General features: G+C 52.6%; 15 protein-coding genes, 2 pseudogenes and 1 other annotated feature. Of the genes and pseudogenes, 3 read left to right on the top strand and 14 right to left on the bottom strand.

What is annotated here, in order from left to right; all coding sequences use genetic code 11:
* Window positions 1-10: 10 nt before the first annotated feature.
* The 3 genes and pseudogenes from FDX04_RS09215 to FDX04_RS09205 form a co-directional block, all read left to right on the top strand.
* A pseudogene (locus FDX04_RS09215) lies at window positions 11-1,174 on the top strand (TonB-dependent receptor plug domain-containing protein); the annotation flags it as partial.
* A pseudogene (locus tag FDX04_RS09210) lies at window positions 1,163-1,867 on the top strand (FecCD family ABC transporter permease); the annotation flags it as partial. The pseudogenes FDX04_RS09215 and FDX04_RS09210, both read left to right, overlap by 12 nt.
* Window positions 1,860-2,639: a heme ABC transporter ATP-binding protein gene (locus FDX04_RS09205; protein WP_137360032.1), complete on the top strand. Its 780-nt coding sequence runs from the start codon at window positions 1,860-1,862 to the stop codon at window positions 2,637-2,639. The pseudogene FDX04_RS09210 and the gene FDX04_RS09205, both read left to right, overlap by 8 nt.
* On the opposite strand, the gene selO is transcribed toward FDX04_RS09205, so the two are convergent.
* The 14 genes from selO to thrS form a co-directional block, all read right to left on the bottom strand.
* Entirely contained in the window at window positions 2,636-4,078 is a 1,443-nt protein-coding gene (gene selO / locus FDX04_RS09200; RefSeq protein WP_137370826.1) for a protein adenylyltransferase SelO, read from the bottom strand. The genes FDX04_RS09205 and selO overlap by 4 nt on opposite strands.
* A 61-nt stretch (window positions 4,079-4,139) precedes the next feature.
* Window positions 4,140-4,853, bottom strand: coding sequence for an EAL domain-containing protein (locus tag FDX04_RS09195; protein WP_137360030.1), 714 nt, complete (start codon window positions 4,851-4,853; stop codon window positions 4,140-4,142).
* Between the two features lie 318 nt (window positions 4,854-5,171).
* Window positions 5,172-5,636, bottom strand: a complete 465-nt coding sequence (locus FDX04_RS09190; protein ID WP_137360029.1) for an NlpC/P60 family protein — start codon at window positions 5,634-5,636, stop codon at window positions 5,172-5,174.
* Between the two features lie 77 nt (window positions 5,637-5,713).
* On the bottom strand, window positions 5,714-6,463 hold the full coding sequence (gene btuD / locus FDX04_RS09185) for a vitamin B12 ABC transporter ATP-binding protein BtuD (RefSeq protein WP_061381453.1): 750 nt from the start codon (window positions 6,461-6,463) through the stop codon (window positions 5,714-5,716).
* The gene (locus tag FDX04_RS09180; RefSeq protein ID WP_042308809.1) at window positions 6,463-7,014 is read right to left on the bottom strand and encodes a glutathione peroxidase; all 552 of its coding nucleotides are present in this window, start codon (window positions 7,012-7,014) and stop codon (window positions 6,463-6,465) included. Before FDX04_RS09180 ends, btuD begins: the two co-directional genes overlap by 1 nt.
* Before the next feature lie 60 nt (window positions 7,015-7,074).
* Complete coding sequence (btuC, locus tag FDX04_RS09175) at window positions 7,075-8,055, bottom strand: vitamin B12 ABC transporter permease BtuC (protein WP_042308812.1); 981 nt, start codon at window positions 8,053-8,055, stop codon at window positions 7,075-7,077.
* A 145-nt stretch (window positions 8,056-8,200) separates the two neighbouring features.
* Complete coding sequence (gene ihfA, locus FDX04_RS09170; RefSeq protein WP_003030571.1) at window positions 8,201-8,500, bottom strand: integration host factor subunit alpha; 300 nt, start codon at window positions 8,498-8,500, stop codon at window positions 8,201-8,203.
* Window positions 8,501-8,504: 4 nt separating this feature from the next.
* On the bottom strand, window positions 8,505-10,892 hold the full coding sequence (pheT, locus tag FDX04_RS09165; RefSeq protein WP_137370825.1) for a phenylalanine--tRNA ligase subunit beta: 2,388 nt from the start codon (window positions 10,890-10,892) through the stop codon (window positions 8,505-8,507).
* Window positions 10,893-10,907: 15 nt separating this feature from the next.
* Window positions 10,908-11,891: a phenylalanine--tRNA ligase subunit alpha gene (gene pheS, locus FDX04_RS09160; protein WP_003832580.1), complete on the bottom strand. Its 984-nt coding sequence runs from the start codon at window positions 11,889-11,891 to the stop codon at window positions 10,908-10,910.
* A 165-nt stretch (window positions 11,892-12,056) separates the two neighbouring features.
* Window positions 12,057-12,181 (bottom strand) — a sequence feature (Phe leader region).
* A complete protein-coding gene (gene pheM / locus FDX04_RS24310; RefSeq protein WP_001386830.1) occupies window positions 12,132-12,176 on the bottom strand; it encodes a pheST operon leader peptide PheM in 45 nt (14 codons plus the stop codon). (Overlaps the previous feature by 45 nt.)
* 119 nt (window positions 12,182-12,300) lie before the next feature.
* Entirely contained in the window at window positions 12,301-12,657 is a 357-nt protein-coding gene (gene rplT, locus FDX04_RS09150) for a 50S ribosomal protein L20 (RefSeq protein ID WP_003030578.1), read from the bottom strand.
* 54 nt (window positions 12,658-12,711) lie between these two features.
* A complete protein-coding gene (rpmI, locus tag FDX04_RS09145; protein WP_003030583.1) occupies window positions 12,712-12,909 on the bottom strand; it encodes a 50S ribosomal protein L35 in 198 nt (65 codons plus the stop codon).
* 96 nt (window positions 12,910-13,005) lie between these two features.
* Window positions 13,006-13,548 (bottom strand): translation initiation factor IF-3, encoded by a 543-nt coding sequence (gene infC, locus FDX04_RS09140; RefSeq protein ID WP_048997935.1) that lies wholly within the window; start codon window positions 13,546-13,548, stop codon window positions 13,006-13,008.
* A gap of 3 nt (window positions 13,549-13,551) precedes the next feature.
* Entirely contained in the window at window positions 13,552-15,480 is a 1,929-nt protein-coding gene (gene thrS, locus FDX04_RS09135) for a threonine--tRNA ligase (protein WP_032939806.1), read from the bottom strand.
* Window positions 15,481-15,672 lie beyond the last annotated feature (192 nt).

Genomic DNA, 15,672 nt, shown 5'->3' with positions numbered 1-15,672 from the left:
GAGAGTTGCTATGCCCCACCTGCACACCGCATCCTTGCGCCCGTCGCTCCTGGCGTTGGCGATTGTCAGTAATCTTCCCGTCGTTGCCTGGGCGGCAGTAGAGGATATGACCGTCACCGCCACCGGTAATCCCCGTAGCGCCTTTGAAGCGCCGATGATGGTCAGCGTTATCGACGCTACTGCACCTGAAAACCAGACAGCCAGCTCGGCAGCCGACCTGTTACGGAAGGTTCCGGGCCTGACCCTGGACGGTACGGGTCGGACAAATGGTCAGGACGTCAATCTGCGCGGCTATGACCGTCGCGGTGTTCTGGTGCTGGTGGATGGCGTTCGCCAGGGAACCGATACCGGGCACCTGAACAGTACCTTCCTCGATCCGGCGCTAATCAAGCGGATTGAAGTGGTACGCGGCCCTTCCGCACTGCTGTATGGCAGCGGCGCGCTGGGTGGCGTAATCGCCTATGACACTGCGGATGCTAAAGATCTGCTGGCAGCCGGACAAAACAGCGGTTATCGCGTGTTCGGTACCGCAGCTACCGGCGATCATAGCCTCGGTATGGGCGCCAGCACATTTGGCCGCACCGATACCCTCGATGGGCTGCTGGCCTGGTCCAGCCGCGATCGCGGTAATTTGCGCCAGAGCGACGGTACTACCGCTCCGAACGACGAAGCGATTAACAATATGCTGGCGAAAGGCAGCTGGAAAATTGACAGCGCCCAGACGCTGGCCGGCTCGCTGCGTTATTACAACAATGATGCCCGGGAACCTAAAAACCCACAAACCAGCGCGGCGGATGCCACCAGCAATCCAATGACCGAACGCTCAACCATCCAACGCGATGCGCAACTGACTTACTCCCTCTCCCCGGCGGATAATGACTGGCTGAACGCGGATGCGCGCATCTACTGGTCCGAAGCGCGTATTAATGCACAAAACACGGATAGCACCGGCGAATTTCGCAAGCAGACCACCAAAGGCGGGAAAATCGACAACCGTAGCCGCCTGTTTACCGACTCATTTGCTTCTCACCTGATGACCTACGGTGGCGAATACTATCGTCAGGAACAGCAACCGGGTGGCGCAACCACCGGTTTCCCGGAGGCAAAAATCGATTTCAGCTCCGGCTGGCTACAGGATGAAATTACCCTGCGCGACCTGCCGGTTACGCTGTTGGTGGTACTGCCTGTCTCTTTGCCCGCGTTACTGATGCTGTATGCGCCAATGTTGGCTGCATTTGTCGGCGCGCTGGCGGCTACCGTGGTGATTTTTATCCTCAGCCAACAGCGCGACGGCTCACTCTCGCGGCTGCTGCTGGTCGGTATAGCGATCAACGCGCTCTGCGGGGCGGCTGTTGGCGTTCTGTCGTGGGTCAGTAATGATGCGCAACTGCGCCAGCTGTCGCTGTGGGGGATGGGAAGTCTGGGCGCTGCGCAATGGTCCACGCTGCTGGCGGTTACCTCGCTGGCTATCCCGACGGTGCTGATCATCTGGCATCTGGCTCCGGCCCTGAACCTGCTGCAACTGGGTGAGGAAGAGGCACATTATCTTGGCGTGAATGTGCGTACAATCCAGCGTATTTTGCTGCTTTGCAGCGCCTTGCTGGTAGCCGCAGCGGTAGCAGTAAGCGGCGTAATTGGCTTCATCGGGCTGGTTATCCCGCATTTAATGCGGATGTGGCTCGGCGCAGACCATCGGGCCGTTATCCCCGGTTCCGTGCTGGCGGGCGCGTTTTTATTACTGATTGCCGACACGCTGGCCCGCACCTCAGTTGCGCCGGCGGAAATGCCGGTCGGTCTGTTAACCAGTCTGCTCGGCGCCCCGTGGTTTTTATGGCTTATTTTTCGTCAGCGAGGATCGCATGGCTGAATATTTCGTTGCTGAAGGGCTTCACTATCGCGTGGCGGGCAAGTCGGTGATTGCTGATGTATCGCTTGCCCTCGCAAAAGGTGAACTGGTGGCGCTCATCGGCCCAAACGGTGCGGGGAAATCTACCCTGCTGCGCCTGTTGACCGGTTTCCTCAAACCTATTGCCGGGCGCTGCGTGCTGGCGGGCAAAGCGCTGAATGAGTGGCATACGCAGACCCTGTCGCGCCATCGGGCGGTGATGCGTCAGCAAACGCAACTGGGATTTGACTGGCCGGTAGAGGCCGTTATCGCGATGGGACGCGCGCCCTGGACCCAGCGTTCGGAATCTCGCCTTATCGCGCAGGTGATGGACATGACCGGATGCACACCATTGGCAGGTCGGCAATACGCCGCGCTTTCCGGCGGCGAGCAACAGCGCGTGCAGTTAGCCCGAGCCCTGGCGCAACTCTGGTGCGACGGAGCGCCTCGCGGCTGGTTATTTCTTGATGAACCCACCTCTGCGCTGGATCTTTACCACCAGCAGCATCTGCTGCGGTTACTGAAAACGCTTGTCGCTTCAGGAGAGCTGCATGTGTGTATTGTGCTTCACGATTTGAATCTCGCCGCCTTGTGGGCTGACAGAATAGTGTTATTGCATAATGGCAGGCTGGCGTCGCAAGGGACGCCGGAGACCGTGTTACGGGCCGATGATCTGATGCGCTGGTACGGTGCTCAGGTTCACGTTGGCCATCATCCGGCCAACGCGTCCCCACAGGTATTTCTGGCACCTTAGCTTGAACAGCTCACTTCCAGCCGTTTGCCCCAGTCAGGCGGCCGACTGACATAGTCATCATCGCGATCCACAAACGGGGTACGCAACGCCTGGTGCAGCCGATGTAGCTCGGCGTAATCACCCTGCTCCGCCTGACTAATCGCCCGTTGCGCCAGCCAGTTGCGTAAAACCATCGCCGGGTTTGCCGCCTTCATCTGTGTTTGTCTGACATCGTCAGCAACGCTGTCCTGTTCCAGACGCGAGCGATACCGCGTGAACCAGCCGTCAAAAGCCGCACGGTCCACAAACTCATCGCGTAGCGGAGATAGCGCACTGTGTTGTTCCGTCAGACTGAGCATGCGAAACGTTCGCGTATAGTCGCGTCTTTCTCGCGCCATCAGGCTAAACAGTTCACTCAGCAGGTCGTTATCGTTTTTCTGCTCGCTAAAAAAGCCGAGCTTTTGCCGCATCCGTTGACCGTAACGCGCTAACAGCGCCATCTGGTAATTGTCCAGCGCATCATTGAGCGCCTCGACCGGGATAAATGGCGACAGGGTTTGCGCCAGACGTTGCAGGTTCCACAACGCGGCGGCCGGTTGATTATCGAAACTGTATCGTCCCTGATGATCGGAGTGGTTACAGATAAAATCTGGCACGTAGTCATCAAGAAAACCATACGGACCGTAATCCATCGTCAGCCCCAGAATCGACATGTTGTCCGTATTCATAACGCCATGCGCAAACCCTACCGCCTGCCAGTCGGCGATTAAGCTTGCGGTACGCGTGACAATATCGCTAAACCACAGCTGATATTTATCGGCTTCTTCCTGCCAATGCGGCCAGTAATGACGAATCGCGAAGTCTGCCAGTTGACGGACTTTTTCCGGCTCGCGACGATAGTAAAAGTGTTCAAAATGGCCAAAGCGCATATGGCTTTGCGCCACGCGGATGAGCATCGCCCCATGCTCTACCGTTTCGCGATATACCGGCGTGTCGCTGGTGACAATCGACAATGCCCGCGTGGTGGGTATTCCCAGGTAGTGCATCGCCTCGCTGGCCAGACTTTCGCGAATGGTTGAACGCAGCACGGCGCGTCCATCGCCCATGCGGGAATAAGGCGTGAGTCCGGCGCCTTTCAGGTGCCAGTCAAGCGTCGAGCCATCAGCAAGCTGTTGTTCGCCCAGCAGGATCCCGCGTCCGTCGCCAAGCTGTCCTGCCCAGACGCCGAACTGATGTCCGCTATAAACTTGCGCTAAAGGCGACATCCCGGGAAGCAAGGATTCGCCTCCCCAAACGCCTGAACCATCTGGAAGAGTAAACAGCGCCGCAGGAATAGCCAATTGCTCAGCCAGAGCATCGTTATGCCAGATAAGATGCGCGTTTTTCAGGGGCGTGGGCGAGAGTGCTGTATAGGTTGCTGGTAATTCATCACGCCAGCGGGTGGTAAAAGACAGGGTCATAAGGCCTCCTGTCTCTAGTGTAGACTGTTAATAGCCTGTTAAACACCAGCAAATAAAAGGGTTATATCCTGGACAATGAAATTATCTGCGCGGGCGGCACCGCAGGCCACAGTCCTCCCTGCATCGCGCTGAAACCGAGAGGAAGCACTCGCGCCAGCATCTCTTGCGTGTCAATACCGCTAATGATGATTGACTCACAGCAGGGTGAGATTTGCGCCTGGATAGCGCGCATAAATGGTTCAAATGAAATATGTGCAATCCTTTGTTGAACAAAGTTTTTATCCAACACCACACGTTTGAACAGGCCATCAAAAATTGCCCGCGTTGATATGCCGCCGGCGCCATAGTTTTGTAAAACTAATGGAAATCTTGCCGCAAGCGCAGCCAGCGTTGGATTGTCTTTACCTTTGTTTAACTCTGGATAGCTTTCATTAATAGTCAGTTCCAGAAATGAAAATCGTTCAATTTGTGAAGCATATTTAGCGTCTGATAATAAAGTATTAGCAATTGCCGGAGTTAAATTAATCCAGGCTGAGACTCTGCGCTGAATAAAAAAATGTTGGCACGTTTCGATTAATTCTAGTTTTTCTGCAAATAAACGGTATTGCTCATCGTCCGACATCCGGGGTAAGACCAGCTCGGTTGGTATACGCACATCCCCATGCAGGCTGGCAAAACTGGTGATGATATCTACGAACTCAAGATCGCCTTTTTCACTTCTCGCCGGAAGAAAAGAGAATTCCGATTGATAAAGATTATCCAGTGAAACAATCATCGTACCAGCCCCTCTGCATAGGTGTTATCCGGCATCCTGTAGCAAAGGATGGAGAAATACGTTACTGCTGATGCAAGTAGAGGCTCTTTCATTTTTCCCTTTATAGCCAGTAAATCGAATCCTTTTTTTTAGCTTATCCTGATTATAAGCGAATATCCAGCTTTGCACTTTTTAATATCTCGGTATAAATCATATTTTTAGTAAGATACTCTCTTAACGCGCAGGGTTATTGTTCTGCTTAGGACAGATATAAAAGTTAACGTGCAAACGCTGGGGGCGAGGCTGCGCAGTCGCTGGCAGCCTCGTCAGTTGTGAGGATTAAATACGTCGAGCCTGCCAAAAGTTTTTACGCCAGTAGACATTATCCAGTGACGAGCGCATCACTCCGCGGCTGGTTGAGGCATGAATAAATTGATTATTGGTGTCGTAAATGCCGACATGCAGACCACTTTCTCCGGATCCGGTTTTAAAGAAAACCAGATCGCCTGGCAGCAAATCATCTTTATCGATTTCGGTACCAATCTTTGATTGCGTGCGCGTGTCGCGCGGGAGCTGTAGATCGAATTGATCCCGCATCGTCATCAAAACAAACCCTGAGCAATCCACCCCGCTACGGCTCATACCACCATAACGATAAGGTGTACCGTGCCAGGTTTGTAGCTGGTCATTAAGACCAGCAATAACGGCGATAGAATCCGACAAGTGGGCATTTGGCGCAGGAGCACGATGGCTGCTGCAGCCCGCCAAAAACAATGCTGTGATAAAAAGGAGCCAAAAACGCATTCAGGACGAATCCTCTGGATTTAATTTTTATGCCAATTTAGCGTGGAAATTATATGATTTTCAAGAACCCATTTAACTTAAGTGGTTGATATGAGCATTCTGTGGCCTTCGATATCCAAACGACGGAAGTTCACGCCGTAAGCCGCAGACAGATTAGCTGGCGTCAGGACCGTATCACGTGAGCCACTTGCAACCAGCTTCCCACGTTTGAGCAACCAGGCCTTATGCGCATGGCGCAAGGTATGATTGAGGTCATGGCTGCTCATTACAATCGCTATTCCCTGCAAACAAAGCTGCCCCAATAACTTGTCCAGGGCGTTTTGTTGCGCGACGTCAAGGCTGTTCATCGGCTCATCCAACAGTAAAAGCTGACCGAATGGATTTGCTTGCGGGCAAATTTGCAAAATAACGGCAGCGAGGCGTACACGCTGCCATTCACCGCCGGAGAGTTGATTCACGCCACGCCCCAGCTTATCCCCCAAACCCAGCGCATCGGCGACCTCCTGTAACAGATCGACTCGCGCTTTGTCGGGTTGATGCAGCGTCAGAAAATGCCAGACTGGCATGGCAAAAGGCGGGTTTTGCTGTTGCGCAAGATAAGCACGATATTGCGCCAGCTTTGCTGCCGGCCATTCTTCAAGCGCCATGTCGCCAAAGGTGATGCTGCCCTCCCCGGTCGTCAAACCCGCCATACGCGCCAACAGCGTACTTTTCCCCGCACCGTTAGGTCCCACCAAATGCAGGATTTCCCCTGCTTTTATTTCACCAGAAAGCGGGCCGAGCCGGGTCGATTCCGCTACATCCTGTAGCTGCATCAATCGAGACATTAGTTTGCCAGCGCCTTCTTGATGCTTTGCACCAGCATAGGATCCTCAGGCGTCATATCCGGAGAGAATCGTTGCAGTACTTGCCCATCCCGCCCCACTAAAAACTTCTCAAAGTTCCACAGGATATCGTCCGGGTAGAGCGGCGCCCGGCCTTTACTGACCATACGTTCATAGAATCCACTGTCTGCTGGCGCAACAGCCGTTGGCGCGGCATCAATCAGCTTCTGATAGAGCGGATGACGCCCCTCGCCGTTGACGTCAATCTTGCTGAACATCGGGAAAGTAACGCCCCAGGTCATACTGCAATACGTTTTTATTTCGTCTTCGCTGCCCGGTTCCTGGCCCAGAAACTGATTGCAGGGAAAACCAAGCACATTGAAGCCCTGCTGATGCCAGGCTTTCTGCAGGTTCTCCAGTTGTTCGTATTGCGGCGTCAGTCCACATTTTGAAGCAACGTTGACGATTAACAGTACATTGCCGGAATACGGTTGCAGCGTAGTCGCCTCGCCGTCAATGGTCGTCACTTCTGTATTGAGGATAGTGTCTTGCATAGCATCTCCAGAACAACAGGTTGATTTTCAGTTTTTAATCATAGACCGAACCAACGCTTTCTAGCGCGCGGCTTTCAACAATAGCCAGATAAATACCGGGGCTCCCATGGTAGCCGTCACCACGCCGATGGGCAGTTCAGCCGAAGCCAGCACCAAACGCGCGACAACATCGGCAAACAATAACGCGATTGCGCCAGCCAACGCGCAGCCAGGCAGGAGAACACGGTGATCGGTTAAACCACACAACCGCAAAATATGTGGGATAACCAATCCAATGAAACCAATCGCTCCCGCCAGCGCCACGCTTACGCCGACCATCCATCCCGTGGCGACCACCAGCAGATTGCGCCAGAACCATAATGGTAACCCCAGTTGGCGCGCAGAAGTTTCCCCCAGCGCCAGCATATTCATCGGCTGAGACTGACAGCAGATCCATATCAGTACGGGGATCAACGCCACCATCAGCCAGGCCTGATGCCAGTCTACGCCGCCAAAGCCACCCATCATCCAGTACATCAGTTGTCGTAAGTCAAAAGAGGTGGAAAAGTAGATGGCCCACGTCATCAGCGCGCTACAGATAATGCCCAGCGCCACTCCCGCCAGCAGCAAGCGACTGGTAGACAAATGCCGACGGGCAAAGCGTAACAGAATGAGAGTAATAATCAGCGCCCCGGCGATGGCGCATAAACCCAACGCCCAGCCGGGAAGCTGTCCCTGGCCGAGCAGCACCGCAGCGATGAGCCCAACTCCTGCGCCGTTAGACACGCCCAGTAGACCCGGTTCCGCGAGGGGATTTTCAAAGAGGGCCTGCATTACCGCACCGGATAAGGCCAACGCAGCGCCTACCAGCAAAACGGCGAGGGTACGAGGAAAGCGGATTTGCCAGACGAACAGATCGCCGCGGGCGCTGAACCAGTCGCCGGGAGCGATCCATTGTTCTCCTGCGCACAAGCTTAAAATCGTTGCCAGTAACATCAGCACTGACAGAGACAGTATCCAGCGCACGTTTCGTCGCTGCTGTTGATGGGCGAAAGTCAGCATGTTTTCCATTCTGCTGAAAAGAGATGGGGGTGATTCTACGGTGCTGTTTCGGTAGTGAAAAGGAAAAAGGCCGCAGAGCGGCCTTTTTAGTTATATACGTCATGCTTTGCGCTTGGCAGCGCAAGTAACTTAACGAATCGTTAAATCACTCTTCTTTGGGCGTTGCGTTTTCAACCCGGCTTTTTAACTTCTGTCCGGGTCTGAAGGTCACCACGCGCCGTGCTGTAATGGGAATATCTTCGCCCGTTTTCGGGTTACGGCCCGGACGTTGATTCTTATCACGCAGATCGAAGTTACCAAAACCAGAGAGTTTTACCTGCTCACCATTTTCCAGAGCACGACGGATCTCTTCGAAAAACAGCTCGACCAGTTCTTTGGCATCCCGCTTGCTAAGCCCAAGCTTATCAAACAGATATTCTGACATTTCAGCTTTTGTAAGCGCCATAGGTTCAATCCCTCAATGATGCCTGGAATCGCTCTTTTAATGCCTCTACACATTTGGCGACGGTAGCGGCAATCTCCTCTTCTTCAAGTGTACGGCTGGTATCCTGAAGGATCAGGCTGATAGCGAGGCTCTTATAACCCTCCGCAACACCCTTACCGCGGTACACGTCAAATAAGTTTACGCCAACTACCTGATTTACGCCAACTTTCTTACACTCGGATAAAATATCCGCAGCGGGAACGTTTTCTGCCACAACGACTGCGATGTCGCGACGGTTCGCTGGGAAGCGAGAAACTTCACGCGCCTGAGGCACCACGCGGTCTGCGAGCTTGTTCCACTCAAGTTCAAATACCAGAGTGCGACCGTTCAGATCCAGTTTACGTTCCAGTTCAGGATGAACAACCCCAATGAAACCAATACGTTCACCTTTCAGATAAATCGCCGCAGACTGACCCGGATGCAGTGCTGGATTCGCTTCAGCTTTGAACTGAATGTCCGCCAGTTTGCCGGTCAGGTCGAGAACCGCTTCCAGATCGCCTTTCAAATCATAGAAATCAACGGTCTCTTTTGCCAGATTCCAGTGTTCATCATGACGGTTACCGCAGATCACGCCTGCCAGCATCAGATCCTGACGGATCCCAAGGTTGGCCTGCGTATCCGGTACGAAACGTAAACCCGTTTCAAAAATACGCACACGGTTCTGCTGACGATTCTGGTTATACACCACCGTTGACAGCAAACCGGTCCACAGTGACAAGCGCATTGCTGACATATCAATAGAAATTGGGCTTGGCAGCAGCAGCGATTCTTCACCCGGATGCAGCAACGCCTGAATTTTCGGGTCGACAAAGCTGTAGGTAATAACTTCCTGGTAGCCTTTGTCATTCAGCATGGTTTTTACACGTTTCAGCGATAAATCCGCTTCACGATGCTCACCCATGATCAGACCTGCCTGAATTGGCGTATTCGGGATATTGTCATACCCGTATACACGGGCAACTTCTTCGACCAGGTCTTCTTCGATTTCCATATCGAAACGCCAGCTCGGCGCTACCGCTTTCCACTCATCCTGACCTTCCGTGACGTTACAACCCAGACGACGCAGAATATCACTCACCTGGTCATCAGCAATATGGTGTCCGATCAGACGATCCAGTTTGCTGCGGCGAAGCGTAATGGTCGCGCGTTTTGGCAGCGTCGCTTCGTTGGTCACATCAATAATAGGACCGGCTTCACCGCCGCAGATATCAATCAGCAAACGGGTAGCGCGCTCCATCGCTTTGTACTGCAGCGCCGGATCGACACCACGCTCATAGCGGTGAGAGGCATCGGTGTGCAGGCCATGACGACGTGCGCGACCGGTAATAGACAGCGGGCTGAAGAATGCGCATTCCAGCAGGACGTTTTGCGTTTCATCATTCACGCCGGAATGTTCGCCACCAAAGATGCCGCCCATGGCCAGCGCTTTGTTATGGTCCGCAATCACCAGCGTATCCGCATTCAGTTTCGCTTCGCTGCCGTCCAGCAGAACCAGGGTTTCCCCCTCTTTTGCCATACGAACAACAATCCCGCCTTCGATGCGATCTTTGTCGAACGCATGCATTGGCTGACCCAGTTCGAGCAGCACATAGTTGGTGACGTCAACGACTGCATCAATGGAGCGGATGCCGCAGCGACGCAGTTTTTCTTTCATCCACAACGGAGTTGGCGCTTTAACGTTGATGCCTTTCACAACGCGGCCCAGATAGCGCGGGCAAGCTTCCACTGCTTCGACCTGAATCGGCAGGACGTCGTTAATGGTTGCGGCTACAGGCGCGATTTGCGGCTCAACCAATGGAGCCTGGTTCAGTACAGCCACATCACGTGCCACACCGATGATACCCAGGCAGTCGGCGCGGTTCGGCGTAACGCTGATTTCGATGGTGTTGTCGTCAAGCTTCAGGTATTCGCGGATATCGGTGCCAATTGGCGCATCGGCGGGCAGTTCGATAATGCCGCTATGATCGTCGGAAATGCCCAGCTCGGAGAACGAGCACAGCATGCCTTCAGACGGTTCACCACGCAGTTTCGCCGCTTTAATTTTAAAGTCGCCCGGCAGTACGGCGCCCACGGTTGCCACAGCCACTTTCAGGCCCTGACGGCAGTTCGGCGCGCCACAGACGATATCCAACAGGCGGTCGCCGCCTACATTCACTTTGGTGACGCGCAGTTTGTCAGCGTTCGGGTGCTGAGCGCACTCAACCACTTCACCCACCACCACGCCGTTGAACGCGCCCGAAACAGGTTCCACACCGTCAACTTCCAGACCCGCCATCGTGATTTGGTTTGACAGCGCATCGCTATCAATCGCCGGGTTTACCCATTCGCGTAACCACAGTTCACTGAATTTCATTGTTTTATCCTGCCTTTATTTAAACTGTTTGAGGAAACGCAGATCGTTTTCGAAGAAAGAACGCAGGTCGGTCACGCCATAACGCAACATGGTCAGACGCTCCATACCCATACCGAATGCAAAGCCAGAGTAGATCTCCGGATCGATACCCACGTTGCGCAGCACGTTCGGGTGAACCATCCCACAGCCCAGCACTTCCAGCCATTTGCCGTTTTTGCCCATCACATCAACTTCCGCAGAAGGTTCGGTGAACGGGAAGTAAGAAGGACGGAAGCGAACCTGCAGGTCTTCTTCAAAGAAGTTGCGCAGGAAATCGTGCAGCGTACCTTTCAGGTTGGTGAAGTTGATGTTGGTATCAACAATCAGCCCTTCCATCTGATGAAACATTGGAGTGTGCGTCTGATCGTAGTCGTTACGATATACGCGCCCAGGGGCGATGATACGGATCGGCGGCTGTTTTTCTTTCATGGTGCGGATCTGCACACCGGAAGTCTGCGTACGCAGCAGACGGGTCGCGTCAAACCAGAAGGTGTCGTGGTCAGCACGTGCCGGATGATGGCCAGGAATATTCAGTGCGTCGAAGTTATGATAGTCATCTTCGATTTCCGGACCGGTCGCCACGGTAAAGCCCAGCTCACCAAAGAAGCTTTCAATACGGTCGATAGTACGTGTTACCGGATGCAGACCGCCGTTTTCGATACGACGTCCCGGCAGTGAGATATCGATCGTTTCTTCAGCCAGACGGGCATTCAGCGCAGCACTTTCTAATTCGGCTTTACGTGCATTCAGCGCTTGCTGTACCTGTTCTTTGGCTTCGTTTATCACCGCACCTGCTGCCGGACGCTCTTCTGGCGGCAGCTCGCGCAGGGTTGTCATCTGAAGGGTCAAGTGCCCTTTCTTGCCCAAATATTCGACGCGGACATTGTCTAACGCGGCAACATCTGAAGCCTGGTTAATGGCGGCCGTTGCACTGGCAACCAGCTCTGCGAGATGTGACATGGTTTTCCTCGTTATGTGGCGATATTCACTAGTCGCTCGTATATACGCAAAATCATTCAAGTTGTATCAAGGCGGCAAAAGAGCAAATCCTCAGGAGCGTACATCAGTACGTGACTGGGGTGAGCGAATGCAGCCAACACAGAGACAACTTGAAGGATGACGCGTATAAAAAAAGCCTCCACCAGGGAGGCTTTTAGGCGCTGTTTTCCGTTTCTTCTTTCACGCGCAAGCCTCCTGAGTTCAGGTGCTAAAGTAAAAGAAGAAGCGGAAAATAGCAGCATTCATGCTTGCGTTACCTTGTGTGGTAAAAACCGGACAACCTTTATTGAAAAGGCTTACGGGTAAATTGTCAACCAATTGATTGCCCTACAATAAAAGAGAGGGAGCCAGGCTCCCTCTTTTCACCGGCTTATGCCAGAGCTGCTTTCGCTTTTTCAACCAGAGCGGTGAACGCTACTTTGTCGAATACTGCGATGTCAGCCAGGATCTTACGGTCGATTTCAACAGAGGCTTTTTTCAGGCCGTTGATGAATTTGCTGTAAGAAATACCGTTCTGACGTGCTGCTGCGTTGATACGCGCAATCCACAGTTGACGGAACTGACGCTTTTTCTGACGACGGTCACGATAAGCGTACTGACCAGCTTTGATAACAGCCTGGAAGGCAACGCGGTATACGCGAGAACGCGCACCGTAGTAGCCTTTAGCTTGTTTCAAAATTTTCTTGTGACGTGCACGGGCAACTACACCACGTTTTACGCGAGCCATATGTGCTCTCCTGTATCTATATTCTTAGTAAAAAATTAATTAAACGTTAACGGCTTATGCGTACGGCAGGCACGCGATAACCAGACCCAGATCGCCTTTAGAAACCAGGCCTTTTGGACGCAGGTGACGTTTACGCTTAGTAGATTTTTTGGTCAGAATATGACGCAGGTTTGCGTGCTTACGCTTAAATCCACCACCACCGGTTTTTTTGAAGCGCTTAGCAGCACCGCGTACGGTCTTAATTTTTGGCATTTTAATAACTTCCACTTCGCATTGTTAATAAACGAAACGTAGGCGAACAACGGCTGTGGAACCCGCAGGCTCCACAGACATTGCTACTTGAAGGCCTTACTGTTTCTTCTTAGGAGCGAGCACCATGATCATCTGACGGCCTTCGATCTTCGTAGGGAAGGATTCGACTACTGCCAGTTCACTCAGATCGTCACGGACGCGGTTGAGCACTTCCATACCGATCTGTTGGTGGGCCATCTCACGGCCGCGAAAACGCAGCGTGATCTTAGCCTTATCGCCATCTTCCAGAAAGCGTACCAGGCTGCGGAGTTTTACCTGGTAATCGCCATCGTCGGTGCCAGGACGGAATTTAATTTCCTTAACCTGGATAACTTTTTGCTTTTTCTTCTGTTCCTTAGAAGACTTACTCTTTTCATAAAGGAACTTGCCGTAGTCCATAATACGACAAACTGGCGGTTCGGCGTTAGGGCTGATTTCAACTAAATCTACTCCAGCTTCTTCAGCTTTTTCGATTGCTTCTCTCAGACTCACAATACCCAAAGCTTCGCCTTCCAGACCTGTTAAGCGAACTTCCAGGGCGCGAATCTCGCCATTGATACGATTCGGACGTGCCGTTTGAACTCGTTTTCCGCCTTTAATACCTTATTCCTCCAGTTGTTGAAGACTGCGGCTGCGAATCTCTTGTTGCAGCTTCTCAATCACTTCATTTACGTCCAGGCTGCCCAAGTCTTTGCCACGACGGGTGCGCACGGCAACTTTGCCTGCTTCAACCTCTTTGTCGCCACAGACCAACATGTAAGGGACACGACGTAAAGTGTGCTCGCGGATTTTAAAGCCTATCTTCTCATTTCTCAAGTCTGCTTTTACACGAATGCCCGCATTTTGTAGTTTCTGCGTTAATTCGTTAACGTATTCAGACTGAGAATCAGTAATGTTCATGACCACAACCTGAACCGGCGCAAGCCAGGTCGGGAAGAAGCCAGCGAACTCTTCGGTCAGGATACCGATGAAACGTTCCATCGACCCAAGAATTGCACGGTGAATCATAACCGGCACCTGACGCTCGTTGTTCTCGCCAACATAAGAGGCGCTTAAACGGGACGGCAGAGAGAAGTCCAGCTGTACAGTACCGCACTGCCATGCACGATCGAGGCAGTCATACAGGGTAAATTCAATTTTCGGACCGTAGAACGCGCCCTCACCCAGTTGGAACTCAAACGGGATGTTGTTTTCTTCCAACGCAACGGCCAGGTCAGCTTCAGCACGGTCCCACATTTCATCGCTACCGATACGTTTTTCGGGGCGAGTGGACAGTTTGACAACGATCTTCTCGAAGCCAAAGGTGCTGTACATATCGTAGACCATACGAATACAAGCGTTAACTTCATCACGGATCTGTTCTTCAGTACAGAAGATATGCGCATCATCCTGAGTGAAGCCACGAACACGCATCAGACCGTGCAGCGCGCCTGACGGCTCGTTACGGTGGCAGCTACCAAACTCAGCCATACGCAGCGGCAGATCGCGATAAGATTTCAGACCCTGATTAAAGATCTGTACGTGACCCGGGCAGTTCATCGGCTTAATGCAGTATTCACGGTTCTCTGAAGACGTCGTGAACATCGCATCTTTGTAGTTATCCCAGTGACCTGTTTTTTCCCACAGCACGCGGTCCATCATGAACGGACCTTTAACTTCCTGATACTGGTATTCTTTCAGTTTCGAACGAACAAAGACTTCCAGTTCACGGAAGATAGTCCAGCCATCATTGTGCCAGAACACCATACCCGGCGCTTCTTCCTGCATATGATACAGGTCAAGCTGTTTACCGATTTTACGGTGATCGCGTTTGGCGGCTTCTTCCAGACGTTGCAGGTAGGCGTTGAGGGCTTTTTTATCTGCCCATGCAGTACCATAAATACGCTGCAGCATCTTATTATTGCTGTCGCCACGCCAGTATGCCCCAGCGGTCTTCATCAGTTTGAAGTGATGGCAGAAACGCATGTTCGGCACGTGCGGGCCACGGCACATATCGACATATTCTTCATGATGGTACAAGCCAGGCTTGTCATCATGGGCAATGTTTTCATCAAGAATAGAGACTTTATAGGTCTCACCACGCTTCACGAAGGTTTCACGCGCTTCGTACCAGCTGACTTTCTTCTTAATGACATCGTAGTTTTTCTCAGCGAGCTCGTGCATCCGCTTCTCGAGCGCGTCGACGTCTTCCTGGGTTAACGTACGGTCAAGATCGATATCGTAGTAAAAACCGTTGTCAACAACCGGTCCGATCGCCATTTTGGTGTGCGGCCAGAGTTGTTTGATCGCGTGCCCTAACAGGTGCGCACAGGAGTGACGAATGATCTCCAGACCTTCTTCATCCTTCGCGGTGATGATGGAGAGCTTCGCATCATGTTCAATCAGATCGGAAGCATCTACCAGCTCACCGTTAACACGGCCAGCAATAGTGGCTTTCGCCAGACCTGGACCGATGTCCAGCGCAACATCCATGGGGCTTACAGCGTGGTCGTAATGGCGTTGGCTGCCATCAGGAAGAGTAATAACAGGCATGTTATATCCTTATTTGCAGTGGTGACCCACACGTAAGATCACATACAAAGATTCAATATTTAAAATTATCAAAAAGGTGTGGGCTGATTCCCGCTTCACTCTGCGAAATATGTCACTGGTTGCCTTAGTGGCAACGCTGGACCTACGCCCTTTTTTTGATAACACCGTTGACAGTGTACACGGTGTTACGGG

The organism is Citrobacter sp. wls615 (assembly GCF_005281355.1).
In the GTDB taxonomy this organism is placed as follows: Bacteria; Pseudomonadota; Gammaproteobacteria; order Enterobacterales; family Enterobacteriaceae; genus Citrobacter; species Citrobacter werkmanii.
This window is presented reverse-complemented; position numbering and strand designations above follow the sequence as displayed.

What these genes read in the sequence shown, in the direction of transcription:
- rpmI (WP_003030583.1), bottom strand. Translation starts at nt 12,909, where the DNA reads ATGCCAAAAATTAAGACCGTACGCGGTGCTGCTAAGCGCTTCAAAAAA.
- btuC (WP_042308812.1), bottom strand. Translation starts at nt 8,055, where the DNA reads ATGCTGACTTTCGCCCATCAACAGCAGCGACGAAACGTGCGCTGGATA.
- rplT (WP_003030578.1), bottom strand. Translation starts at nt 12,657, where the DNA reads ATGGCTCGCGTAAAACGTGGTGTAGTTGCCCGTGCACGTCACAAGAAA.
- FDX04_RS09180 (WP_042308809.1), bottom strand. Translation starts at nt 7,014, where the DNA reads ATGCAAGACACTATCCTCAATACAGAAGTGACGACCATTGACGGCGAG.
- btuD (WP_061381453.1), bottom strand. Translation starts at nt 6,463, where the DNA reads ATGTCTCGATTGATGCAGCTACAGGATGTAGCGGAATCGACCCGGCTC.
- FDX04_RS09205 (WP_137360032.1), top strand. Translation starts at nt 1,860, where the DNA reads ATGGCTGAATATTTCGTTGCTGAAGGGCTTCACTATCGCGTGGCGGGC.
- selO (WP_137370826.1), bottom strand. Translation starts at nt 4,078, where the DNA reads ATGACCCTGTCTTTTACCACCCGCTGGCGTGATGAATTACCAGCAACC.
- ihfA (WP_003030571.1), bottom strand. Translation starts at nt 8,500, where the DNA reads ATGGCGCTTACAAAAGCTGAAATGTCAGAATATCTGTTTGATAAGCTT.
- FDX04_RS09190 (WP_137360029.1), bottom strand. Translation starts at nt 5,636, where the DNA reads ATGCGTTTTTGGCTCCTTTTTATCACAGCATTGTTTTTGGCGGGCTGC.
- pheS (WP_003832580.1), bottom strand. Translation starts at nt 11,891, where the DNA reads ATGTCACATCTCGCAGAGCTGGTTGCCAGTGCAACGGCCGCCATTAAC.
- FDX04_RS09195 (WP_137360030.1), bottom strand. Translation starts at nt 4,853, where the DNA reads ATGATTGTTTCACTGGATAATCTTTATCAATCGGAATTCTCTTTTCTT.
- pheT (WP_137370825.1), bottom strand. Translation starts at nt 10,892, where the DNA reads ATGAAATTCAGTGAACTGTGGTTACGCGAATGGGTAAACCCGGCGATT.
- thrS (WP_032939806.1), bottom strand. Translation starts at nt 15,480, where the DNA reads ATGCCTGTTATTACTCTTCCTGATGGCAGCCAACGCCATTACGACCAC.